Origin of the sequence: Pseudomonas sp. RGB, from assembly GCF_007713445.1 — a bacterium.
Taxonomy (GTDB): domain Bacteria; phylum Pseudomonadota; class Gammaproteobacteria; order Pseudomonadales; family Pseudomonadaceae; genus Aquipseudomonas.
In genome coordinates, this window is sequence record NZ_VMSH01000006.1 from 26,172 (window position 1) to 51,277 (window position 25,106).

Annotated in this window: 20 protein-coding genes and 2 tRNA genes; 8 read left to right on the forward strand and 14 right to left on the reverse strand. The window is 58.9% G+C overall.

The window, feature by feature from the left end; genetic code table 11:
• The first annotated feature begins 2 nt into the window (after positions 1-2).
• From folK to FPT15_RS14390, 8 genes are all read left to right on the forward strand, one after another.
• Complete coding sequence (gene folK, locus FPT15_RS14355; RefSeq protein WP_145162100.1) at positions 3-488, forward strand: 2-amino-4-hydroxy-6-hydroxymethyldihydropteridine diphosphokinase; 486 nt, start codon at positions 3-5, stop codon at positions 486-488.
• A gap of 305 nt (positions 489-793) precedes the next feature.
• On the forward strand, positions 794-1,594 hold the full coding sequence (gene panB, locus FPT15_RS14360) for a 3-methyl-2-oxobutanoate hydroxymethyltransferase (protein ID WP_145162101.1): 801 nt from the start codon (positions 794-796) through the stop codon (positions 1,592-1,594).
• Complete coding sequence (panC, locus tag FPT15_RS14365; RefSeq protein ID WP_145162102.1) at positions 1,591-2,442, forward strand: pantoate--beta-alanine ligase; 852 nt, start codon at positions 1,591-1,593, stop codon at positions 2,440-2,442. The genes panB and panC overlap by 4 nt, the downstream gene beginning before the upstream one ends.
• 237 nt (positions 2,443-2,679) lie before the next feature.
• Entirely contained in the window at positions 2,680-4,344 is a 1,665-nt protein-coding gene (gene pgi, locus FPT15_RS14370) for a glucose-6-phosphate isomerase (RefSeq protein ID WP_145162103.1), read from the forward strand.
• Positions 4,345-4,449: 105 nt separating this feature from the next.
• Positions 4,450-6,387, forward strand: a complete 1,938-nt coding sequence (acs, locus tag FPT15_RS14375; RefSeq protein WP_145162106.1) for an acetate--CoA ligase — start codon at positions 4,450-4,452, stop codon at positions 6,385-6,387.
• A gap of 16 nt (positions 6,388-6,403) precedes the next feature.
• Positions 6,404-7,273: an oxygenase MpaB family protein gene (locus FPT15_RS14380; protein ID WP_145162109.1), complete on the forward strand. Its 870-nt coding sequence runs from the start codon at positions 6,404-6,406 to the stop codon at positions 7,271-7,273.
• A gap of 54 nt (positions 7,274-7,327) precedes the next feature.
• On the forward strand, positions 7,328-8,344 hold the full coding sequence (locus tag FPT15_RS14385; protein WP_145162111.1) for a class I SAM-dependent rRNA methyltransferase: 1,017 nt from the start codon (positions 7,328-7,330) through the stop codon (positions 8,342-8,344).
• An 87-nt stretch (positions 8,345-8,431) separates the two neighbouring features.
• Positions 8,432-11,365: a DUF748 domain-containing protein gene (locus FPT15_RS14390; protein WP_145162141.1), complete on the forward strand. Its 2,934-nt coding sequence runs from the start codon at positions 8,432-8,434 to the stop codon at positions 11,363-11,365.
• A 288-nt stretch (positions 11,366-11,653) separates the two neighbouring features.
• Here the strand turns inward: FPT15_RS14390 and FPT15_RS14395 are convergent, their stop codons facing one another.
• The 14 genes from FPT15_RS14395 to folP all read right to left on the reverse strand — a co-directional run bounded on the left by FPT15_RS14395 (position 11,654) and on the right by folP (position 25,106).
• Positions 11,654-12,274, reverse strand: coding sequence for a BON domain-containing protein (locus tag FPT15_RS14395; RefSeq protein ID WP_119741050.1), 621 nt, complete (start codon positions 12,272-12,274; stop codon positions 11,654-11,656).
• Between the two features lie 293 nt (positions 12,275-12,567).
• Positions 12,568-14,673, reverse strand: coding sequence for a polyribonucleotide nucleotidyltransferase (gene pnp / locus FPT15_RS14400; protein WP_119741048.1), 2,106 nt, complete (start codon positions 14,671-14,673; stop codon positions 12,568-12,570).
• 194 nt (positions 14,674-14,867) lie between these two features.
• Positions 14,868-15,137, reverse strand: a complete 270-nt coding sequence (gene rpsO / locus FPT15_RS14405) for a 30S ribosomal protein S15 (RefSeq protein ID WP_003176135.1) — start codon at positions 15,135-15,137, stop codon at positions 14,868-14,870.
• Positions 15,138-15,252: 115 nt separating this feature from the next.
• Complete coding sequence (truB, locus tag FPT15_RS14410; RefSeq protein ID WP_106579253.1) at positions 15,253-16,170, reverse strand: tRNA pseudouridine(55) synthase TruB; 918 nt, start codon at positions 16,168-16,170, stop codon at positions 15,253-15,255.
• Positions 16,171-16,173: 3 nt separating this feature from the next.
• Positions 16,174-16,569, reverse strand: coding sequence for a 30S ribosome-binding factor RbfA (gene rbfA / locus FPT15_RS14415; RefSeq protein WP_057725021.1), 396 nt, complete (start codon positions 16,567-16,569; stop codon positions 16,174-16,176).
• Positions 16,570-16,728: 159 nt separating this feature from the next.
• Positions 16,729-19,254, reverse strand: a complete 2,526-nt coding sequence (gene infB, locus FPT15_RS14420) for a translation initiation factor IF-2 (protein WP_145162144.1) — start codon at positions 19,252-19,254, stop codon at positions 16,729-16,731.
• A 27-nt stretch (positions 19,255-19,281) separates the two neighbouring features.
• Positions 19,282-20,763 carry a transcription termination factor NusA gene (gene nusA / locus FPT15_RS14425; RefSeq protein WP_008057419.1) on the reverse strand — a complete coding sequence of 494 codons (1,482 nt, stop codon included), beginning with the start codon at positions 20,761-20,763 and terminating at the stop codon, positions 19,282-19,284.
• Between the two features lie 47 nt (positions 20,764-20,810).
• Complete coding sequence (rimP, locus tag FPT15_RS14430; protein WP_003235029.1) at positions 20,811-21,269, reverse strand: ribosome maturation factor RimP; 459 nt, start codon at positions 21,267-21,269, stop codon at positions 20,811-20,813.
• Positions 21,270-21,409: 140 nt separating this feature from the next.
• Positions 21,410-21,486 (reverse strand) — tRNA-Met (locus FPT15_RS14435).
• Between the two features lie 96 nt (positions 21,487-21,582).
• Positions 21,583-21,668, reverse strand: a tRNA-Leu gene (locus FPT15_RS14440).
• A 22-nt stretch (positions 21,669-21,690) separates the two neighbouring features.
• Positions 21,691-22,074, reverse strand: coding sequence for a preprotein translocase subunit SecG (gene secG / locus FPT15_RS14445; protein WP_010206600.1), 384 nt, complete (start codon positions 22,072-22,074; stop codon positions 21,691-21,693).
• 4 nt (positions 22,075-22,078) lie between these two features.
• A complete protein-coding gene (gene tpiA, locus FPT15_RS14450; protein ID WP_145162147.1) occupies positions 22,079-22,834 on the reverse strand; it encodes a triose-phosphate isomerase in 756 nt (251 codons plus the stop codon).
• 66 nt (positions 22,835-22,900) lie between these two features.
• Positions 22,901-24,238, reverse strand: coding sequence for a phosphoglucosamine mutase (glmM, locus tag FPT15_RS14455; protein ID WP_145162150.1), 1,338 nt, complete (start codon positions 24,236-24,238; stop codon positions 22,901-22,903).
• 16 nt (positions 24,239-24,254) lie between these two features.
• Entirely contained in the window at positions 24,255-25,106 is an 852-nt protein-coding gene (gene folP / locus FPT15_RS14460) for a dihydropteroate synthase (protein WP_145162154.1), read from the reverse strand.

Consider the following 25,106-nt stretch of genomic DNA (forward strand, 5'->3'; position numbering starts at 1 on the left):
ACGTGGAACGTATCTACATCGGTATGGGCAGCAACCTCGCTGCCCCTGACCAGCAATTGCGCAGCGCCATTGCGGCGTTGGCGTTATTGCCAGGCACCGCCCTCGTCGGTGTGTCCGACTTCTATCAGAGTGACTCCCTGCTCCCCGGTCAGCCGCGCTATACCAATGCGGTCGCGGCCTTGGACAGCAGCCTTGCGCCACTGGCGCTGCTCGATGCACTGCAAGCCATCGAAAACGGCCAGGGCCGCGAACGTCTCGAGCGTTGGGGCCCGCGTACGCTGGATCTGGATATCCTGCTGTTTGGCGATCGCCTGATCGACGAGCCGCGCCTCAAAGTGCCGCACTACCAGCTGCACCTGCGCGCGTTCGTGCTGTACCCGCTGGCCGAACTGGCCCCCGCCGAGCTGCAACTGCCCGACGGCCGAACGCTCGCAGAGCTGTTGAAGGCCTGCCCGTTTGTCGGCCTGGAACGCCTCTCTACCGCCTGATGCAGCCCCTATGGAAGCGAGCTTGCTCGCTCCCACATTGATCTCGCAGGCCATCAAAAGCGGTCTTCTACGTGCTGAATCGCGTCAGTAACAGCGGTAACACCGCCATCGTAACAATGCGGTAACACATCCAATTGACTTCCCGAGTCCTCATCACGACTATAGGCGTCCCGCTGCCGCCAACCCGGCGCTGAAGGGCGCAATCCAGGCCTTATAAGCACTGCTCTCAAGACGGTGCGCCTGTATAAACGAAGACTCACGCGCGTTACTCGCTGTTTCCAAGCGCCTGAACGAGGACCCTTTTCATGCCAGACATTACCCTGACCACCTTGCAGAGCCTCAAGCTCAAAGGTGAAAAAATCACCATGCTGACGTGCTACGACGCCACCTTCGCCCACGCCAGTTGCCAGGCCGGTGTCGAAGTGCTGTTGATAGGCGACTCGCTGGGCATGGTTCTTCAAGGGAATGACAGCACCCTGCCCGTCACCACCGATGAACTCGCCTACCACACGGCCAGCGTCAAGCGCGGTAACGATGGCGCTTTCATCATCGCCGACCTGCCGTTCATGGGTTACGCCACGCTGGAACAGACCTTTCAGAACGCCGGCAAACTGATGCAGGCCGGCGCGCACATGATCAAGGTCGAAGGCGCCGTATGGCTGGCCGAGTCGATCCGCCTGCTGGCCGAGCGCGGTGTGCCGGTGTGCGTGCACATGGGCCTGACGCCACAGTCAGTGAACATCCTCGGCGGTTACAAGGTACAAGGCCGCAATGAAGCCCAGGCGCGTCAGATGCGCGCGGATGCCATCGCCCTGGAACAAGCCGGTGCCGCGATGATCCTACTCGAATGCGTGCCGAGCGAATTGGCAGCAGAGATCACTCAGGCAGTCAAAGTGCCGGTAATCGGCATTGGCGCGGGCTCTGCCACAGACGGCCAGGTTCTGGTCTTGCATGACATGCTCGGCCTGTCGCTGACCGGGCGTGCACCCAAGTTCGTGAAAAACTTCATGGCAGGTAAAGACAGCATTCAGGCCGCGTTGAGCGCTTACGTCGACGAAGTCAAAGCCGTTACTTTCCCAGGCGCCGAACACGGATTCTCTGCATGAACACCGTTAAAACCGTACGAGAACTGCGCGCTGCAGTCGCCCACGCGCGCGGTGCCGGCAAGCGCATTGGCTTTGTGCCCACCATGGGCAACCTGCACAGCGGCCACGCCACCCTGGTGACCAAGGCCGCCCAGCAATCGGATTTCGTGGTGGCGAGTATCTTCGTCAACCCGTTGCAGTTCGGTGCCGGCGAAGACCTGGACAAATACCCGCGCACCCTGGCTGCCGATCAGGAAAAACTGCTGCAAGCCGGTTGCAACCTGCTGTTCGCGCCCACCGTCGAAGAAATGTACCCCGGCGGCATGACCGGCCAGACCCGCGTCAGCGTCCCGCAACTGTCCGAAGGCCTCTGCGGCGCCAGCCGCCCCGGGCACTTCGAAGGTGTCGCGACGGTGGTCAGCAAGCTGTTCAACATGGTCCAGCCGGATATGGCCGTGTTTGGCCAGAAGGATTATCAGCAACTGGCAGTGATTCGCGCCATGGTGCATGACCTGAACATGCCCATCCAGATCATCGGCGAGCCCACCGTGCGTGCCGCTGACGGTCTCGCGCTGTCTTCGCGCAACGGCTACCTCAGCGAAGAGCAACGCGCCATCGCGCCGGTGCTGTACCGCAGCCTCAGCCAGATTGCCGCCGCCATCAAAGGCGGCGACCACGATTTCGCCAAGCTGCGTGCCGAGCAGATCCAGCAGATCGAAGCGGCCGGATTGCGCATGGATTACCTGGAAGTGCGCCAAGGTGTGCACCTGCGTCCCGCCACGCCAGAGGATCGCGATGTAGTGATCCTGGTGGCCGCGTACTTGGGCGCCACACGCCTGATCGACAACCTGCACCTGACCCTGGCCTGACCCCGCTTTTTCTCCGTCAAAAAAGCGCGCTAGTTGCCCTCCCCGCTGTGCCGGTATAAAAAAGTACCGGCTACAGCGCAGACAAAGCCAAGACATATCGACACGCTAGGTTTAATGTAAACGCCCTGTGCCATTGTTGGCGCTGACCGGAACCCAACGCCTGATGAAAGACTGGACGTTCCGGATTTAGAAGTGTCCTAAAGGCAAGTCCCCGTAATAAAAAGGAAACCCGCAGCGATGGCGTATTACCGCACTCCTCATGACGTTACCGCTCTGCCCGCTTGGCAAGCGCTCGATAAACATCGCCAAGCCATGCAGGATTTCAGCATGCGCGACGCATTCAATGCCGATCCCCAGCGCTTTTCCCAATTCACCTTGAGCAGCTGCGGGCTTTTCCTCGATTACTCGAAAAACCTCATCACTGCCCAAACGCGCGCCTTGCTTGTCGACCTGGCCAATGAAGTCGGCCTTAAAGACGCGATCAACGCGCTCTACGCCGGCGAGCCGGTCAACTCCTCCGAAGGCCGTCCGGCCCTGCACACCGCACTGCGTCGCCCGGTTGGCGACAAGTTGTCGGTCAACGGCGTGAACATCATGCCGGACGTGCACAAGGTGCTGAACCAGATCACTGACCTGGTCGGCCGCATCCATGATGGCCTGTGGCGCGGTTACACCGAGAAGCCGATCACCGACGTGGTGAACATCGGCATCGGTGGCTCGTTCCTCGGCCCGGAGCTGGTCTCCGAAGCGCTGTTGTCCTACGCCCACAAAGGCGTGCGCTGCCACTACCTGGCGAACATTGACGGCAGCGAGTTCCACGAGCTGACCCAGAAGCTGCGCGCCGAGACCACGCTGTTTATCGTCTCGTCAAAATCCTTCAACACCCTGGAAACCCTGAAAAACGCCCAGGCCGCCCGTGCCTGGTACCTGGCCCAGGGTGGCTCGGAAGCCGAGCTGTATCGCCACTTCATCGCCGTCTCGAGCAACAACGCAGCGGCCGTGGCCTTCGGTATCCGCGAAGAAAACATCTTCCCGATGTGGGACTGGGTGGGCGGGCGTTACTCGCTGTGGTCGGCCATCGGCTTGCCGATTGCCCTGGCGATCGGCATGTCCAACTTCAAGGAACTGCTGTCCGGTGCCTACACCATGGACCAGCATTTCCAGAACGCCCCATTCGAAGCCAACATGCCCGTGCTGCTGGGCTTGCTGGGCGTGTGGTACGGCAACTTCTGGGGTGCGCGGAGCCACGCGATCCTGCCGTACGACCACTACCTGCGCAACATCACCAAACACTTGCAACAGTTGGACATGGAATCCAACGGCAAGAGTGTGCGCCAGGACGGTACGCCAGTGTCCACCGATACCGGCCCGGTCATCTGGGGCGGCGTAGGGTGCAACGGCCAGCACGCCTACCACCAGTTGCTGCACCAAGGGACCCAACTGATTCCGGCCGACTTCATTGTGCCGATTGTCAGCTTCAACCCGGTGTCCGACCACCATCAGTGGCTGTACGCCAACTGCCTGTCGCAAAGCCAGGCGCTGATGCTCGGCAAGACCCGCAGCGAAGCCGAAGCCGAGTTGCGTGAGAAAGGCGTTGCCGAAGCCGAGGTGCAGAAGCTGGCCCCGCACAAGGTGATCCCGGGCAACCGTCCGAGCAACACCATTGTGGTTGAACGCATCAGCCCGCGCCGCCTGGGCGCACTGGTGGCTATGTATGAACACAAAGTGTTTGTACAAAGCGTGGTCTGGGGTATCAACGCCTTCGACCAATGGGGCGTGGAGTTGGGCAAAGAGCTGGGCAAAGGCGTGTATAACCGTCTGACCGGCGCCGAAGAAACCTCGGCCGAGGATGCTTCGACCCAAGGCCTGATCAACTACTTCCGCGGTCGTCACCGCGGCTGAAGCCGGTAAACCAAGGCCAACGTCCGTTTGGACGTTGGCCTTGAACCCTCCCCCCACTGCGTGCATCTTTATGACTTGTCGCCAAAACAAGAATAAGGACCGCTCATGTTCGATATCAGCACATTCCCCAACGCCGATGCCGTCCGCCAGGCCGCGCAGCTCAGTCAAGCCGACTACCAGCGCCTCTATCGCCAATCCATCGAGCAACCCGACACTTTTTGGGCTGAACAGGCCAACAGCTTTCTCGACTGGATCAAACCCTGGCACACCGTCCAGCATTCAGACATTCACACCGGCGGCGCCCAATGGTTTGCCGGCGGCCAACTGAACGTCAGCTACAACTGCATCGACCGTCATCTGGCGCAACGCGCCGACCAGCCTGCCTTCATCTGGGAAGGCGATGATCCGACACGGTCTGCAAAAATCACTTACCGCCAGCTCCATCAAAACGTCAGCCGCCTGGCCAATGTGTTGAAAAGCCGTGGCGTGAAAAAAGGCGACCGCGTGTGCATCTACATGCCGATGATCCCGGAAGCCGCCTACGCAATGCTGGCCTGCACACGCATTGGCGCGGTGCACTCGGTGGTCTTCGGCGGGTTCTCACCGGACGCCCTGCGTGACCGTATTCTCGACGCCGACTGCCGCACCGTGATCACCGCCGATGAAGGCGTGCGCGGCGGTAAACCGGTGGCGCTGAAAAAGAATGTCGACAAGGCCCTGGCCAGCCGCCCGAACGTCAGCACAGTGCTGGTGGTGGAGCGTACCGGCGCTGACCTTGCCTGGCTCGAAGGCCGCGACCTTAAGTACCAGCAAGCGCTGGATGCCGCCAGCGACGACTGCCCGCCCGAGCCCATGGACGCCGAAGACCCGCTGTTCATCCTCTATACCTCCGGCAGCACCGGCAAACCCAAAGGCGTGCTGCACACCACCGGCGGCTACCTGCTGCAAGCGGCGATGACCTTCAAGTACGTGCTCGACTACCGCGACGGCGAAGTGTTCTGGTGCACCGCCGACGTGGGTTGGGTGACCGGCCACAGCTACATCGTGTACGGCCCGCTGGCCAATGGCGCCACTTCGCTGATGTTCGAAGGCGTGCCGAGCTACCCGGACAGCTCGCGCTTCTGGCAGGTGATCGACAAACATCAGGTGAACATCTTCTACACCGCGCCCACCGCCCTGCGTGCCCTGATGCGTGAGGGTCACGGACCACTGGAGAATACCTCCCGTGCCAGCTTGCGCCTGCTGGGCAGTGTCGGCGAACCGATCAACCCCGAAGCCTGGGACTGGTACTTCAACGCCGTCGGTGAACAACGCTGCCCGATTGTCGATACGTGGTGGCAGACCGAAACCGGCGGCATCATGCTCAGCCCCCTGGTCAGCGCCCAGCGGATCAAGCCCGGCTGCGCAACCCAGCCGATGTTTGGCGTGCAGCCGGTGCTGTTGGATGAGCAAGGCAAGCCAATCAACGGCGCCGGCAGTGGCGTGCTGGCGATCAAAGCCAGCTGGCCGGGGCAGATTCGCAGCGTCTACGGCGACCCGCAGCGCATGATCGACACCTATTTCAAACCCTACCCTGGCTACTACTTCACGGGCGACGGCGCACGCCGCGATGAAGACGGCGACTACTGGATCACCGGGCGCATCGACGATGTGATCAACGTGTCCGGCCACCGCATCGGCACTGCCGAGGTGGAAAGCGCGCTGGTGCTGCATGACCAAGTGGCCGAAGCCGCCGTGGTGGGCTATCCCCACGACGTCAAGGGCCAGGGAATTTATGCCTTCGTCACGCCCATGAATGGCGTTGAACCCAGCGATGCGTTGAAGAAAAACCTGCTTGAGCTGGTCAGCAAGGAAATCGGCAGCTTTGCCAAGCCGGAACTGATCCAATGGGCGCCGGCCTTGCCGAAAACCCGCTCCGGCAAGATCATGCGACGGATTCTGCGCAAAATCGCCTGCAACGAACTGGACAGCCTGGGTGACACCTCGACCCTGGCCGACCCCAGCGTCGTGGATGGCCTGATCGACAAACGCCTGAACCGCTAGGAACCCTCGAGTCGCCATGGAATTTATCCGCAGCCGTATCGAAACCCAGCTGATGAGCCTCACCGGCCTGTCGCTGGGCCAGCTGGACCTGGAAAACCCCAAGGGCGATCCAGGCCTGTTCGGGCCGGACTCGATCAGTTGGCAAGTCCATGGCGATTTCAGCAGCATGTTGATTGGTGGCATCAGCGCCTTGATGCTGCAAGCCTTGCACCCGTTGGCCCTGGCGGGTGTGTGGGACCACTCGAATTTTCGCCAGGACATGCTCGGGCGCTTGCGGCGCACCTCGCAGTTCATTTCCGGGACCACGTTCGGCTCGCGCAAAGACGCCGAATGGCTGATCGAAAAAGTGCGCACCATTCACCTGCAAGTGACGGGGCATGCCCCGGACGGGCGACCTTACGCGGCCAGCGATCCGGCGTTGCTGACGTGGGTGCATGTGGCGGAGGTCAGCAACTTCCTCGCGGCCCACCTGCGTTACTGCAACCCGCGCCTTTCGGGGCGGGATCAGGACCGCTACTACAGTGAAATTGCGTTGGTGGCCGAACGCTTGGGCGCGCGGCATGTTCCGCGTTCACGGCAGGAAATTTCGGATTACCTGGCGCGCATTCGTCCGCAACTGCTGTGCGACGAGCGCAGCCGCGAAGTGTTGCGTCTGCTGCTCAATGCACCCTCACCCAGCACGCTGGCCAAACCTTTTGGTGCGCTGATGATGCAGGCCGGGATTGACTTGCTGCCCGACTGGGCGAGCAGCCTGCTCGAGCAACACCAAAGCCCGCTGCAACGGCAAATGATCCGCGCCGGGGTCAAGCGCAGTGCGCCGTTGCTGCGCTGGGCGATGCGCAATGGCTCGGTGCAGCGTGCCCATCGGCGGATGGGGTTGATGTAGGCCGGCGCCTATAGCTGTTAAACTCCGCGCCCCATTTACAGCAAGGCGCGCTCCATGACTTCCTTGAATCAGGCGCTGCGCGCCGCCCTCGATTACCGCCAAGACCTGATCCACGAGTTGCATGCCCAAGGCACTGACTGCTACCGCTTGTTTCATGGCAGCCAGGAAGGCGCCGGCGGCCTGACTATCGACCGTTACGGCCCACAGTTGCTGGTGCAGAGTTTCCACCAATCCCTGGAAACAGCCGACCTTTTGGACCTGCACCAGCTGATCAACCAGTTCATGGGCCTGGAATTGCTGCTGGTCTACAACGACCGCTCCCGTGGCAACTCGCGGATCGACCGTGAAGACACGGTGTACCGCGCCGAGCCCGCCGCGCTGGTAGACCTGGTGGGCCACGAATGGGGCCTCAATTATCGCGTGCGTGGGCGCCATGCCGGGCAAGACCCGCTGCTGTTCCTGGACCTGCGCAACACCCGCGGCTGGGTCAAGGCGCACAGCGCCGGCAAGAGCGTGCTCAACCTGTTCGCCTACACCTGCGGCGTCGGCCTGAGCGCGGCGGCCGGTGGCGCGCGTGAGGTGTGCAACCTGGACTTCGCCGAGGGCAACCTGGCGGTCGGTCGCGAAAACGGTCTGCTCAACCCACAATTGCCAACCATGCAATTCGTGCAGTCCGACTACTTCCCGGCGATTCGCCAACTGGCGGGCTTGCCGATCACTCAACGTCGCGGGCAGAAACTGCCGAGCTATCCACGCTTGGACCAGCGCCAATATGACCTGGTATTGCTCGACCCACCGGCATGGGCCAAGAGCGCCTTTGGCACCGTTGACCTGTTGCGTGACTACCAAAGCCTGCTCAAGCCTGCGCTGCTCGCGACGGCCGACAATGGCGTGCTGATCTGCTGCAACAATTTGGCGAAAGTCAGCATGGATGACTGGCGCGAACAGGTGCTGCGTTGCGCCGAGAAAGCCGGTCGCCCGGTACGCGACTGGCAAATCATGACACCGGGTGCCGACTTCCCTTCCCAGGACCAGCAGCCACCGTTGAAAACCCTCATCCTGCAGTTGTAGTACTTTTCCCAAGCGGCCCGGTGCTTCGGAACCGAAATCCCGTGCCATACTCCAAGGCACTCCTGTTCGACATAGATGGCGTCACTCATGCCCAAAGGATTGATCCGCGCCGCTGGCGCCTTGTTGACCGCCCTGGCTCTGTACAGCTTGCTGGGTTTTCTGATTTTGCCGGGCATCGCCCTTCGTATTGCCAATCAACAGCTGGCCCATTACGCCACGGTGCCGGCACGCATCGAGCGTATCGAACTCAATCCGTTCAGCCTGGAAGTGACAGCCTGGGGCTTGAAAATCGGCGAACCGGGCAAAGAGCAAGTGGGTTTCGAGCGTCTCTACGCCAACCTGCAGATCGACAGCCTCTGGACTCGCGCCCTGCACCTGGCCGATGTGCAACTCGACCAACCCAAGACCGAGCTGCTGTTCGACAAATCCGGCCAACTGAACCTGGCGCAGTTGTTCAAGCTGCCGCCGAGCGAGCCGACCCCGGCCGATCCCGACGCCAAGCCATTCCCGCTGCGCATCGACAGCATCAAGCTGGCGGGCGGCTATGTGCATTTTCGAGACCTGCGTCCCAGCGAACCGATCGAATTCCTCTACGACAAACTCGACTTTGAACTCAAAAACCTCAGCACCTTGCCGGAAGACAACGCCGACATGACGCTGGTGGCCGCCGGCCCTGAGGGTGGGCAAATCGACTGGAAAGGCAATTTCAGCCTGGTGCCGATCACCTCCAAGGGCACGCTGAAAGTCACCGACGGCAAGATGAAGGCCTGGTGGCCGTATGTTCGTGATGCCGTGCCGCTCGTGCTGGAAGACGGTGTGCTGAATTTCAGCACCGACTACACATTCAGCCTGGCTAAAGAAACCGAACTGAACCTGACCAACACCGCCGCCAGCATTGCGCCGTTTGCTATTAAGGCGCCCGATGGCCGCCCATTGGTGCGCCTGGAACGCTTGGACGTCAGTGACACCACGGTGGACCTGGCCAAGCAGCACGTGGTGGTCGGCAAGATTCGCAGCAACAAGCTGGAAACCTGGGCCGCCCGCGAAGCCGATGGGCAACTGGACTGGCAGAAACTGTTCGCCAGCCAACCGAGCAAGCCGGCCAAGGCGCCCGAGCCCGCCAATGCGCCGGCAACGGCCGACTCGCCAAAGGCTGAACCGGCCGCGCCTGGCAAGCCCTGGCAAGTACTGCTCAAGGATGTGCAGCTGCGTAACTATCAGGTGCACCTGGCCGACCGTCAGGCCAAACCTGCGGTAGCGCTGGAACTGGGCCCCTTGAACGTCGATGTGCAGAACTTCGACAGCCTCAACCAAAGCCCGTTTACCTTGAAGGTCGACTCCGGCTTAGGTAAACAAGGCAAGATCCAGGCAGCCGGCCAGGTCAATCTGAACCCGGTCAGCGCCAAACTCAAAGTGAATACCCAGGACATCGACCTGCGGGTTGCTCAGTCCTATATCAGCCCGTTCATTCGGCTGGAACTGCGCAGCGGCATGTTGGGCAGCAACCTGGATGTGAACCTCAAGAGCACCGAGCCCTTGGCGCTTCAGGTCACCGGCCGCGCTCAGGTCGACCAATTGCACACCCTGGACACGCTCAAGACCCGCGACTTCCTCAAATGGCAGCGCCTGGTGCTCGAAGGTGTCAATTATCAACACGGCGACAGCCTGTCGATCGACAAGGTCAACCTGCTGCAACCGTACGCGCGCTTCATGATCAATGATGACCGCACCACCAACATCGATGACCTGTTGATCCCGCAGCCGGCCGACAGTGGGGCCAAATCGGCAGCCAAGCCGGCGGCCAGCAAAGACAAGCCGCTGGGCATCCATATAGGGCAGATCGCGATCAATGACGGCTCGGCCAACTTTGCCGACTTCAGCCTCACGCCCAACTTTGCCACGGCCATTCAACAGCTCAACGGGCAGATCGGCACCATTGACAGTCGCCAAGCCAAACCGGCCAGCGTCGACATCAAGGGCAAGGTGGATCGCTATGCGCCAGTGACCATCAAAGGCAGCGTGAACCCGTTTGATCCGATGGCGGCGCTGGATATCGCCACCAGCTTCAAACGCGTCGAGTTGACCACGTTGACGCCGTATTCCGGCAAGTTCGCCGGTTTCCGCATCCGCAAGGGCCGGCTCAACCTGGACCTGCATTATGTGATCACCAAAGGCCAGTTGAAGGCTGAAAACAAGGTGGTGGTTGAGCAACTGCAACTGGGTGAGAAAGTCGACAGCGCCGACGCCGTGGATTTGCCGATTCGCCTGGCCATCGCCCTGCTCAAGGACTCCGACGGCAAGATCTCCATCGAACTGCCGGTTACCGGCGACCTGAACAACCCGCAATTCAGCGTGATGCCGATTGTCTGGCAAACCCTGCGTAACCTGGTGGTGCGCGCGGCGACGGCGCCGTTCAAGTTCATCGGTGGGCTGGTCACGGGTGGAGGCTCGGAAGACTTGGGCAATGTGTCGTTCGCCCCAGGCTCCAGCGAATTGAACAAAGACGCTCAAGGCGCGCTGAATACCCTGGCCAAAGCACTGAAAGAGCGCCCTACCCTGCGCCTTGAAATCGAAGGCACGGCGGCTGCCAGCAGTGACGGTCCCTTGCTCGCTGCCGAGCGACTGGAACGTGAATATCAATACAACTACTACAAGATACTGCAGCGCCGTGGCGATAAGGTTCCGGCCCAGGCTTCGCTGCTGGTCGTCCCCGAGAAGGAAAAAGCGCCGTTGCTGGAAGGCATCTACCGCACCCGTCTGAAACAACAACCGCCGGCCGAGTGGAAAGACCTGAGCAGCGATGAACGCACCGCGAAGCTGCGTGACGGGCTGATCAAGTTCTGGGGCGCCAGTGATGTACTGCTGCGTCAACTGGGGCAAGACCGAGCCAGTGCCATCAAGGACTACCTGGTGGACAAGGGCCAGCTGGAAGATGACCGGGTGTACTTCATCGATGCCAACCTGGGGCAGGCGGAGAAGGATGGCCGGGTGGTAACCCCAATGCATCTGGATGCTGAGTAACACCTGAGACACCCATCCAAATGTGGGAGCTGGCTTGCCGGCGATGCAGATACCTCGGTCATTCAGTTGAATCGAGGTGATGCTATCGCAGGCAAGCCAGCTCCCACATTTGTTTGTGCTCGGCCTGGGGTTTTGTTTGCGCCCAGAATAGAACAGGCCCCGACACAAGTGCCGGGGCCTGTAATGACCACATCCGTGTGGTCGGTCGCATGAACTCCAGAGGTGCCTTGGGTGGATATCTAACTCACCCTAAGCCGCCGCTATTCAGTTCAGACGAACAGTTAAGCGTTACTCTGCTTTCAGGCCATCGGCCGATACAGCTTTAACGCCTTTGATTTTCTTGGCGATATTCACCGCGGTGGTTTTCTGTGCTTCAGTCACAGCGACCGAAGAGGACAGAGAAACTACGCCTTTGTTGGTTTCGACTTTGATGTCGGTGCCAGGAATGCCTTTCTCGGTTACCAGGTCAGCTTTCACTTTGGTGGTGATCCAGGTATCGGAAGTGGCGCCCTTGGCGTCAGCTGCTGCGCCTTTGGTTTTGTCGACGTTGTCGGCTTTAGTTGCGCCGCCTGCCAGCAGGCCGTCAGCAGAAACAGCGGTCACACCTTTGATACGCTTGGTGATTGCTACTGCAGTGGCTTTCTGCGAATCAGAGATCGCTACGGTCGACGACAGGGAAACCACACCTTTGTTGGTTTCAACCTTGATGTCCGAACCAGGAATGCCTTTCTCGGTCAGCAGGTCAGCTTTGACTTTGGTGGTGATCCAAGTATCCGAGGTGGATTCTTTGGCTTTGGTCACTTCGCCAGCAGCCATGGTCATTGGAGCTTGGGAAGTCTGAGCAAAGGCCACGTTAGCACCCATGGCCAGGGTCAGAGCGGTAGCAGTAGCGAGAGCGAACTTCTTCATACTAGTAACTCCTGTTTTATTGAAAGTCTGCAGTGGGTAAACCTTGATGCTGCAGCGTTACCAGGATTATTGCAGGCAGTGTGCCAAGTTAGATTTTCGAATTAAATCCTTATAAAACAACAACTTATAAAAACGACCAATTTTCGGAATCGTGCAACTTGCATGAAGAAGGCCGTCCTTGCATGCAAGTTGCGGCTTTTGGGATTTACTAAGCTTCTGATTTATCGGCATTTTCCTAAGCGCATAAAAAAAGGACTCCGAAGAGTCCTTTTTTTCAGCGTGAGGCCGGGTAATTAAACGCCCGAAGCCTTGGCTGCTGCTACGTCCTTGATGGACAGCTTGATACGGCCGCGGTTGTCCACGTCCAGTACCAGCACTTCCACTTCCTGACCTTCTTTCAGAATGTCGGTCACTTTCTCAACACGAGCGTCGCTCAGCATGGAGATGTGCACCAGACCGTCTTTGCCCGGCAGGATGTTGACGAATGCGCCGAAGTCGACGATGCGCTCAACTTTACCGACGTAGATCTTGCCGATCTCGGCTTCTGCGGTGATACCCAGAACGCGCTGACGTGCAGCTTCTGCAGCTTCTTTGGTTTCGCCGAAGATCTTGATCGAGCCATCGTCTTCGATGTCGATCGAAGCCTTGGTCTCTTCACAGATCGCACGAATGGTCGCGCCACCTTTACCGATAACATCACGGATTTTGTCGGTGTCGATTTTCATCGCGATCATGGTCGGAGCATTTTCCGACAGCTCGGTACGCGACTGACCAATGATCTGGTTCATCTGGCCGAGGATGTTCAGGCGCGCTTCCAGGGCTTGGCCCAGAGCGATTTCCATGATCTCTTCGGTGATGCCCTTGATCTTGATGTCCATCTGCAGCGCGGTAACGCCTTTAGCGGTACCGGCTACTTTGAAGTCCATGTCGCCCAGGTGGTCTTCGTCGCCCAGGATGTCGGTCAGGATGGCGAACTTCTCGCCTTCTTTAACCAGGCCCATGGCGATACCGGCAACCGGTGCCTTCATCGGCACACCAGCGTCCATCAGCGCCAGGGAAGCACCGCAGACCGAAGCCATGGAGCTGGAACCGTTGGACTCGGTGATTTCCGACACAACACGGATGGTGTACGGGAACACGTCGGCGGCAGGCAGCATGGCTGCAATCGAACGACGGGCCAGACGGCCGTGACCGATTTCGCGACGACCTGCACCACCCATGCGACCACACTCACCTACCGAGAACGGAGGGAAGTTGTAGTGCAGCATGAACGGGTCTTTTTTCTCGCCTTCCAGGGTGTCCAGCAGCTGTGCGTCACGGGCAGTACCCAGTGTTGCAACAACCAGAGCCTGAGTTTCACCACGGGTGAACAGAGCCGAACCGTGGGTCTTCGGCAGAACGCCGACTTCGATGTTCAGCGGACGTACGGTGCGCGTGTCGCGACCATCGATACGCGGCTTGCCGTTAACGATGTTTTCGCGAACGGTGCGATATTCGATTTCACCGAAGGCAGCTTTGACGTCGCTGGAAGAAGGCTGGCCTTCTTCGCCGGACAGCTTGGCCACAACCTGCTCCTTCAGCTCGCCCAGGCGAGCGTAGCGGTCGGCCTTGACGGTGATGGTGTAGGCGTCGGAGATGGCAGCGCCGAACTCGGAGCGGATCGCACCCAGCAGTTCAGTCGCTTCGGCCTGTGGAGCCCAGGTCCAAGTCGGCTTGGCAGCTTCGGCAGCCAGTTCTTTAACAGCGTTGATCACAACCTGGAACTCGTCGTGAGCAAACAGTACCGCGCCCAGCATCTGGTCTTCGGTCAGCTCTTTGGCTTCCGATTCAACCATCAACACGGCTTCCGACGTACCGGCAACGACCATGTCCAGGCTCGACGCTTTCTGTTGTTCGTAAGTCGGGTTCAGCAGGTAGCCGGTGCTTTCGTGGAAAGCAACGCGAGCTGCGCCGATCGGGCCATCGAAAGGAATACCGGAGATGGCCAGGGCAGCCGAAGTACCGATCATCGCAGCGATGTCCGGATCGGTCTTCTTGCTGGTGGAAACGACGGTGCAGACAACCTGCACTTCGTTCATGAAGCCTTCTGGGAACAGCGGACGGATCGGACGGTCGATCAGTCGGGAAGTCAGGGTTTCTTTTTCGGAAGGACGGCCTTCGCGCTTGAAGAAACCGCCAGGGATCTTACCGGCAGCGTAAGTCTTTTCCTGGTAGTGAACGGAAAGAGGGAAGAAGCCTTTGCTTGGGTCAGCGGTCTTGGCGCCAACAACGGTCACCAATACGGTGACGTCGTCGTCAACGGTGACCAGCACTGCGCCGGAGGCTTGACGGGCGATACGGCCTGTCTCGAGGGTAACGGTCGACTGACCGAACTGGAATTTTTTGATAACCGGGTTCACGGTGTCCTACCTTCTTTGTGGCTCTTGGGGAACTTGTCTTCTTGCGAAATTCTTGGGCAATGCCGGGAATCGGCCCGACGCTCGTCCAGGGTAAAACGTGTATCCAGATAAAACTTGAGGCTGGGAGCCTGCCATGGGCCAGCGGGAATCCCACTGACACACGGCAGACAACCAACCTCTAGCGCAATCGCTGATTAGCGACGCAGACCCAGGCGACCGATCAGAGCCTGATAACGACCCAGATCCTTGCCTTTCAGGTAGTCCAGCAGCTTACGGCGCTGGTTTACCATGCGGATCAGACCACGACGGGAGTGGTGATCTTTACCGTTGGCCTTGAAGTGACCTTGCAGCTTGTTGATGTTGTGGGTCAGCAGTGCAACTTGCACTTCTGGCGAACCAGTGTCACCAACAGCTTGCTGATAGTCAGCTACGATTTGTGCTTTTTCTTGAACGTCGAGAGCCATGAGGCAATCCTTTTTTCAGGAAACCACCCAAAGGGTGATCTCAACAGGCCAGGGACAAATCCCTGTATCTAAAAATGAGTGTTGACCGTGCCTGTTAACAGCCACACTCGTTCGGTCATTCTGACCGAATCAGTCGACGCGGCGCGATGCGCCCGTCTTCGCTCACTTCACCGATACCGATGAAGCGACCGTTATGATCCTGTACCCGCACCATACCGAACTTCGGAGCGTCCGGGGCACGCACCGGCTGGCCGTTGAGCCAGTAGAACGCGCTGTGCTCCGAGAAGTGCAGCAATGGCCAATCCAGCAAACCGCTGTCCGATGGCATCAGGAAGCGATCAACTGCTTCATTGCCGCCTTCGGCGTGTACCGCTTCCAACTCTTCCAGCGTGACCGTCTGGGCCAGGCTGAAAGGACCGGCCTGGGTGCGTCGCAGTTCTGCAACGTACGCGCCGCAACCGAGCTTTTCACCAATATCTTCCACCAGGGTACGGATATAGGTGCCTTTGCTGCAGTCCACGGCCAAGCGGGCAGTGTCGCCTTCATGGGCGAGCAATTCCAAGCGCGCAATAGTAACAGAACGCGGTTCGCGCTCCACTACTTCGCCCGCACGTGCCAGCTTGTACAGAGGCTGGCCATCACGCTTGAGGGCCGAGTACATCGGCGGTATCTGACTGATTTGCCCACGAAAACCGGGTAAAGCAGCTTCAATATCAGCACGACCAACGGTCACGTCGCGAACCTGCAGAACATCACCTTCGGCATCGGCCGTGGTGGTGGTCTTGCCCAGTTGCATCAGGGTTTCGTAACCCTTGTCGGAATCGAGCAGGTATTGCGAGAACTTGGTCGCCTCACCAAAGCACAACGGCAGCACGCCGGTGGCCAGGGGGTCGAGACTGCCGGTATGCCCGGCCTTCTCGGCATTGAGCAGCCAGCGAACTTTCTGCAAGGCAGCATTGGAGGTAAAGCCAATGGGCTTGTCGAGCAGAATAATGCCGCTGACGTTGCGACGGATACGTTTGACCTGAGCCACCGCTTACTCCTTGGCGTCTTCAGGTGTGGACGGGTGCTGGCTGTCTTCAGCCACGGCGCGCTCGATCAGCGCCGACAGGTGCGCACCACGCACGACGCTTTCGTCGTAGTGGAAGTGCAACTGAGGCACGCTGCGCAGCTTCATTTCGCGGGCCAACTGCATGCGCAGGAAACCTGCAGCCGCGTTGAGCACCTTGATGCTTTGCGCGATTTCTTCGCTGCTGTCCTGGCCCATCACGGTGATGAAGATCTTCGCGTGACCTACGTCGCGGCTCACTTCAACGGCGGTGATGGTGACCAGGCCAACGCGTGGGTCTTTGACTTCGCGACGGATCAGTTGGGCCAGCTCGCGCTGCATCTGATCGCCGATACGCTGGGTACGGCTGTATTCTTTTGCCATGTCTTGTTACCTGTTACTGCCACACGGTGAAACCCGTGGGGTCTGAAAGCGGCAAACGCCCGGCCTGACAAAAGCCAGACCGGGCGTTGCGTTTAGAGTCCGTACGCTGCGCGGGGCATCTGCATGCCCACGCGTCGCGTGGCTCCGGAACTGCGCGAGTTAGAGGCTGCGAGCAACCTGAACCTTCTCGTAGACTTCGATCTTGTCGCCAGCTTTGACGTCGTTGTAGCTCTTGACGCCGATACCGCATTCCATGCCGGCACGCACTTCGGAAGCGTCATCCTTGAAGCGGCGCAGGGATTCCAGCTCGCCTTCGAAGATAACGATGTCTTCACGCAGTACACGGATTGGACGGTTACGGTGCACAACACCTTCGATAACCATGCAACCGGCGATCGCGCCGAATTTCGGCGAGCGGAACACGTCACGCACCTCGGCAACACCCAGGATATTCTCCCGAACGTCGCTGCCAAGCATACCGGTAAGGGCTTTCTTGACGTCTTCGATGATGTCGTAGATGACGTTGTAGTAACGCATGTCCAGGCCTTCCTGCTCGACGATCTTGCGAGCGCCAGCATCGGCACGCACGTTGAAGCCGAACAGTACAGCGTTGGAAGCCAGCGCCAGGTTGGCGTCGGACTCGGTGATACCACCGACACCGCCACCGACAACGCGCACTTGCACTTCGTCGTTACCCAGGCCGTTCAAGGCGCCGTTCAACGCTTCGAGGGAACCACGGACGTCAGATTTGAGGACGATGTTAAGCGTCTTCTTCTCTGCCTGGCCCATGTTTTCGAAGATGTTTTCCAGCTTGCCGGCGTGAGCACGGGCCAGTTTGACTTCGCGGAACTTGCCTTGACGGAACAGAGCCACTTCACGGGCTTTCTTCTCGTCGGCTACTACGCTCATCTCGTCGCCAGCGTCCGGGGTACCGTCCAGGCCGAGAATCTCGACAGGGATGGAAGGACCGGCTTCCTTGATTGGCTTGCCGTTCTCGTCGAGCATGGCACGTACACGGCCGTAGTTCGAACCAACCAGTACCATGTCGCCTTGGCGCAGCGTACCGTCTTGAACCAGAACGGTTGCAACCGGGCCACGACCTTTGTCGAGACGCGATTCAACCACAACACCGCGACCCGGGGCCGATGGCGTTGCTTTCAGTTCGAGCACTTCAGCTTGCAGCAGGACCGCTTCGAGCAGTTCGTCTACACCGGTACCGACTTTTGCCGAAACCGAAACGAACGGCGTATCACCGCCCCACTCTTCGGACGTCACGCCGTGAACCGACAGTTCGCTACGGATGCGATCGAGATCGGCGCCCGGCTTGTCGATTTTGTTCACGGCAACAACCAGTGGAACACCAGCGGCCTTGGCGTGCTGGACAGCTTCAATGGTCTGCGGCATCACGCCGTCGTCCGCTGCAACCACCAGAATCACGATGTCAGTCGCCTTGGCACCACGGGCACGCATTGCGGTAAACGCGGCGTGACCAGGGGTGTCGAGGAAAGTGACCATGCCGCGTTCGGTTTCAACGTGGTATGCACCGATGTGCTGGGTGATACCGCCGGCTTCGCCAGCAGCTACCTTGGCACGACGGATGTAGTCGAGCAGCGAGGTCTTACCGTGGTCAACGTGGCCCATTACGGTCACAACTGGCGCACGGGAGAACGACTCACCTTCAAACTTCAGGGACTCGGCCAGGGAATCTTCCAGGGCGGTGTCGCTGACCAGGGTCACTTTGTGGCCCAGCTCTTCAGCAACCAGCTGGGCAGTTTCCTGGTCCAGTACCTGGTTGATGGTCGCCGGCGTACCCAGTTTGAACATGAACTTGATGATTTCAGCAGCCTTGACCGACATCTGATTGGCGAGATCGCCAACTGTGATGGTCTCGCCGATCTGCACATCACGCACGACAGGGCCGGTTGGGCTCTGGAAACCGTGGGCGTTGCGCTTTTTCAGCTTGGCCTTGCCGCGACCACCACGACGGAAGCCATCGCTTTCTTCGTCGGTAGTACGTGGGGCAACGCGTGGAGCAGGCGCCTTCTCTTTGACCGAGGCACGATGTGGAGCGTTTTTACGCTCGCCATCGCCACCACCACCGCGACGATTGTTATCGTCGGCACGTGGCTTGTCCGGACGACGAGGTTCGTCGCGCTTGCGAGCGTCTGCTGCAGGAGCAGGTGCAGCGGCAACCGGAGCAGCCTCACGCACAGCTTCAACAGGCGCTGCAGGAGCGGCGACCGCGTCAGTACCAGCAGGTTGCGCAGCAGCAGGCTGGCGGCGCGCTTCTTCTTCGGCGCGACGCTTGGCTTCTTCTTCAGCCTTCTGACGAGCAGCATTTTCTACTGCGCGACGTTCATCCAGTTCGCGTTTGCGCTCGGCTTCGATTTCTTCCGGGCTGCGCTGTACGAAGACTTTCTTCTTGCGTACTTCAACGCTGATGCTCTTGCTACCAGCAACACGCAGGGTGCTGGTGGTTTTGCGCTGCAATGTAATCTTGCGCGGTTCTTCCACTTTCGCCTTGTGGCTGCTCTTCAAGTGAGTCAGCAAAGACTGCTTCTCACTGTCGCTCACACCTTCATCGGCGGCGGTGTGCGGCAGACCTGCCTCACGCATCTGCTGCAACAGGCGCTCTACCGGTGTTTTGACCTCATCGGCCAGTTGTTTCACCGTGACTTGCGTCATGCACTTCTCTCCTCAGGCCGCGCCTAGTTACTCGAACCAATGGGCTCGGGCGGCCATGATCAACTTGCCGGCACGATCATCGTCAATGCCGTCGATGTCGAGCAGATCGTCAATAGACTGCTCGGCCAGGTCTTCGCGGGTAATTACGCCGCGCACCGCCAGTTCCATCGCCAAATCCTTGTCCATACCCTCAAGCGAGAGCAGGTCTTCGGCCGGATGGGCGTCTGCCAGCTTTTCCTCAGTAGCGATGGCTTTAGTCAACAAACGATCCTTGGCCCGAGCGCGAAGCTCGTTGACGGTGTCTTCGTCAAAGCCGTCGATGTTGAGCATTTCTTCCAACGGTACGTAGGCAATCTCTTCCAGGCTGGTGAAGCCTTCATCTACCAGCACCTGCGCCAGGTCTTCGTCGACTTCCAGCTCGTCGATGAAGTTGCGCAGGATGTCACCGGTTTCAGCTTGCTGCTTAGCCTGGATGTCCGATTCGGTCATCACGTTCAGGGTCCAGCCGGTCAGTTGGCTGGCCAGACGCACGTTCTGACCACCACGACCAATGGCCTGAGCCAGATTATCTGCGCCAACGGCGATGTCCATTGCATGGGCATCTTCGTCAACGATAATTGCCGCCACTTCAGCCGGCGACATGGCGTTAATTACGAACTGCGCCGGGTTATCGTCCCACAGGACGATGTCCACACGCTCGCCGCCCAACTCGCCCGACACTGCCTGGACGCGCGAACCGCGCATACCAATGCAAGCGCCTTGCGGGTCGATGCGTTTGTCCTTGGAGCGGACCGCGATCTTGGCGCGCGAACCCGGGTCGCGGGACGCAGCCATGACTTCGATCAGGCCTTCGGCAATTTCCGGCACTTCGATACGGAACAGCTCGATCAGCATTTCCGGCGCGGTACGCGACAGGATCAACTGAGGGCCGCGGTTCTCGGTGCGGATTTCCTTGAGCAGCGCACGCAGACGCACGCCGACACGGAAGGTTTCGCGAGAGATGATGTCTTCGCGGGCCAGCAACGCTTCAGCGTTGTTGCCCAGGTCAACGATCACGTTGTCGCGGGTAACTTTTTTCACGGTACCGGAGATGATTTCACCCAGGCGCTCGCGATAAGCGTCAACGACTTGAGCGCGCTCAGCTTCGCGAACCTTCTGCACGATGACCTGCTTGGCGGTCTGTGCAGCAATACGGCCGAATTCGATCGACTCGATCTTTTCTTCGACGACATCACCGACCTTGGCGCCAGGGTGCGTTTCGGCAACCTTGCTTGGCCAGGTTTCGATGGCCGGATCATCAAGATCGGCTTCTTCGACGACCGTCCAGCGACGGAAAGTCTCATAGGCACCGGTGTGGCGGTTGATTTCCACACGCAGATCAACTTCGTCTTCAAAACGCTTTTTGGTAGCAGTGGCCAGGGCCAGCTCCAGCGCTTCAAAAATCACGTTTGCCGGTACGCCCTTTTCATTGGATACCGACTCAACAACCAGCAGTACTTCTTTGCTCATCGTACGCCTCGCCTTTCGCAAGCCATTGGATCCGCGGGATCCGCGTCTCAGTCAAAACTGGGAATAATGTTGGCCTTGTCGATCATATCGATCGGCAACAGGAATTCATGGTCTTCTACCTGCACCACGACATCCTGTTCTTCTACACCGCGCAGAAGGCCCTGAAAGTTGCGTCGCCCTTCAAAGGGAGAGCGCAGCTTGATCTTCACTTGTTCACCGGCAAATTTTGCAAACTGATCAATAGTGAACAGTGGGCGTTCCATGCCTGGCGAGGAAACTTCGAGGGTGTATTCAACGGAAATCGGATCTTCAACATCCAGGACACCGCTGATCTGACGGCTGACAATGGCACAATCGTCCACCAGCACGCCGCCCTCTTTATCGATATAAACGCGCAACATTGAGTGGCGACCTTGAGCCGAAAACTCAATACCCCAGCATTCATAGCCTAGGGCCACGACCACCGGGGCCAACAAGGCCTGCAACTCTTCTAGCTTGCTCGACACCTGAACCCCCTCGTGCATGTATGTGCATGCTGTGCAAAATAAAAAAATGGGCGAAACGCCCATCCTTGAAACGCCGTCGAACAGCGGCGTTGAAAGTGTCCAGCTAACAAAAAGCCCCTTAAAAGGGGCTCCGCTAAAACTGGTTGCGGGGGCCGGATTTGAACCGACGACCTTCGGGTTATGAGCCCGACGAGCTACCAGACTGCTCCACCCCGCGACAAAGCTGGGGCGGAAGTATACGACCGATCCCTTACAGGGTCAATGTAACCTTCCACCTACAAGAAAGCCCGCAACAGCGGGCTCTCCTGATAATTGGTACCGAGAAGGGGACTCGAACCCCTACACCCTATGGGCACAACCACCTCAAGGTTGCGTGTCTACCAATTCCACCACCTCGGCAATACAGCGTTTACAACCCTTCTTACTTCTGCTCTTGAGCTGGAGGTACGTCAGTCGCTGGAGTAGCCGACTTTTGCTCTTGAAGCACCGGGACATCATCAGAAGCCGGTTTTGCTTTTGGTACTTCCAACACTGCTGGGTTTGGGAGACCTACTTGAGTCAGCACATGAGCTTTCTCTTTAGCAAAGTAACCTAACCCCAAGCTGGTTATGAAGAAACCGGCGGCAAGTATAGCAGTAAACTTACTAAGAAAGGTAGAGGAACCTTGGCTTCCGAACACAGTATTTGAAGCACCTGCACCGAAAGACGCACCAGCATCCGCACCTTTACCCTGTTGCAACAAAACCAGGGCAACTACGCCCAGGGCAGCCAACAGATGAAAAACGACTACGACTGTTTCCAGCATTTTTTCAGTTTCCCGCGGCGCGACAGATCGCACCGAACTCATCTGCATTCAGGGAAGCTCCACCAATGAGCCCCCCATCGATATCCGGCATGCCGAACAGTTCGACCGCATTGGCCGCCTTCACGCTGCCGCCGTATAGAAGCCGCACACCTTGCGCGACTTCAGAATTCTCTGCCGCCAACTGAGCGCGGATGGCTGCGTGCACATCCTGCGCCTGTTGCGGCGTAGCAGTCAGCCCGGTGCCAATAGCCCAGACCGGCTCGTAAGCAATGACTGCCTTTGCAAATGCACCAACACCCAGCTCCTCGATGATGCTGCCCAGCTGACGCGAGACAACTTCAAGAGTCTTGCCCGATTCACGTTGCTCCAGGGTCTCCCCTATGCACAACACTGGAATCAAGCCACAAGCCTGTGCCGCTGCGAACTTGCGGTTGAGTGTCCCATCACGCTCGCCCATCATCTGACGGCGCTCGGAGTGCCCGACAAGCACATAGGAACAACCCGCATCTACCAGCTGACTCGGCGAAATCTCGCCGGTCAACGCACCTTGCATGGGCTCCACCGCAGAATTCTGCGCGCCGACCTGAATCGACTTACCCTTCAAGCCATCAACAACCTGGTTGATATGCAAGCAAGGCGGGAAAACCGCAACATCAACACCGCCAGACAAGGCCAAGTGACGAAGGCCATTGATCAGCTCAGCGACACTGGCGCGGGTACCGTGCATCTTCCAGTTACCAGCTACCATAGTGCGACGCATGCTGTACCTCGTCGGTCAAAGTGGGCGCAGATGTTACCCAACCACATCATCACTGGCAAGCCGAATTCAGGCGCAAATTTCAGTTACCAGTTTTGCCAGGTCTTCGGCATGGCCGCGAACCTGTGTTTCGTCTTCGCCTTCGACCATGACGCGCACCAGAGGCTCTGTGCCGGACTTGCGCAACAGCACCCGTCCACGCCCCGCCATTGCCAGGGTTACGCGCTCGCACGCGTCTTTGACAGCAGGGTGCTCGATCGGGTTTTCGCCACCGGCAAAACGCACATTGAGCAGAACTTGCGGGCACTTACGCAGCGCCTGTCGCGCCTGAGCCAAGCTCTCTTCACGGCGACGCAACGACAACAACACTTGCAGAGCAGCAATAATGGCATCGCCCGTGGTGGTGTGCTGGAAGCAGACAACATGCCCGGAGTTTTCACCCCCCACCTGCCAGTTACGCTCCAGCAGCTCGGCGATCACATACCGGTCACCGACGTTGGCGCGTACGAACGGAATACCCAGCTCAGCCAGAGCGAGCTCAAGCCCAAGATTGCTCATCAATGTGCCGACGACACCGCCTTGCAGCTTGTTACGCTCATGCAGGTCGCGAGCAATGATAAACAGCAGGTCATCGCCATCAACCACGGTACCGGTGTGGTCCACCATCAACACACGGTCGCCATCGCCATCAAAAGCGATGCCCAGGTCGGCATGCTCAGCCAGAACGGCCGCCTGCAACTGCCCCATGTGGGTGGAACCGCAATTTTCATTGATGTTCAAGCCGTTCGGTTGCGCCGAAAGCACCGTCACGTCCGCACCCAGCTCTTTGAATACACTCGGAGCCACCTTATAGGTCGCACCATGGGCGCAGTCGACAACGATCTTCAGCCCGGCAAAATTGGTACTGCTCGGAACGCTGCTTTTGCAAAATTCGATATAACGGCCTGATGCGTCGTTGATACGCGACACCTTGCCCAGCTTGCTGGACTCAACCACCGTCATCGGTGCATCCAGCAGCTCTTCAATCATCAACTCGATCTCGTCCGGCAACTTGGTGCCCTGGCCCGAGAAGAACTTGATGCCGTTGTCATCGTGGGGATTGTGCGACGCACTGATCACGATCCCGGCTTCAGCGTGAAAGGTACGCGTCAGGTAAGCGATTGCAGGCGTAGGCATTGGCCCCAACAGCATCACATCAGCACCGGCGGCGGACAAACCTGCCTCCAGCGCCGATTCGAACATATAACCCGAAATACGGGTGTCCTTGCCCACCAGAATGCGGCAAGCGCCCATGCTGCGGAACGCCATGCCTGCCGCCCAGCCCAACTTGAGCATGAAATCAGGAGTAATCGGAAATTCGCCGACCCGACCGCGAATACCGTCGGTGCCAAAATATTTTTTAGTCATAAGTGCTCCATCATTCTTATACGGCTGATTCTACAGCGGCAATTATACGCACCACGTCGACCGTCTCGGCGACATCATGCACGCGCAAAATTCGCGCACCTTTGGTCATGGCAAGCGCAGCAAGCGCCAGACCGCCGTACAGCCGCTCGCCTACCGGGCGATTCAAGGCCAGCCCTATCATGCTCTTGCGCGAAACACCGACCAACAAGGGCCGACCAAGGGCATGCAGGGCTTCTATATGCTTAAAGAGACTCAAATTGTGCTGGAGCGTCTTGGCAAACCCAAACCCGGGATCAAGGATGATCTTTTCGGCAGCGATTCCCGCTTTGGCGCACTGAGCGATTCGTTCGGCGAGAAACCCACTCACTTCACCTACCAGGTCGTCGTAGTGCGGGCTGTCTTGCATGTTGCCGGGCTCTCCCAGCATATGCATCAGGCACACCGGCAGACCGGTTGCCGCCGCTGCATCCAGGGCACCGTCTCGCTGCAGGGAGCGCACATCGTTGATCAGGCCCGCCCCCAGGCGTGCCGTTTCACGCATTACCGCCGGCGTAGATGTATCAACCGAGATGATCACATCAAGCTCGCGGGCGATACGCTCAACTATCGGCGCGACGCGCTCCAGCTCCTCCAGGGGAGAAACAACACGTGCTCCCGGGCGAGTCGATTCGCCACCAACATCAATCAACGTTGCCCCCGCCAGCACCATAGCCTCGGCGTGACGCAATGCGGCGTCCTGCTGACTAAAACGGCCGCCGTCGGAAAAGGAATCAGGGGTTACATTAAGAATGCCCATGACGTGTGTATGGGCCAAATCAAGAACCCGGTTGCCGCAAGGCAACCGGGTGGAGGACGACGCAGAAGTCAT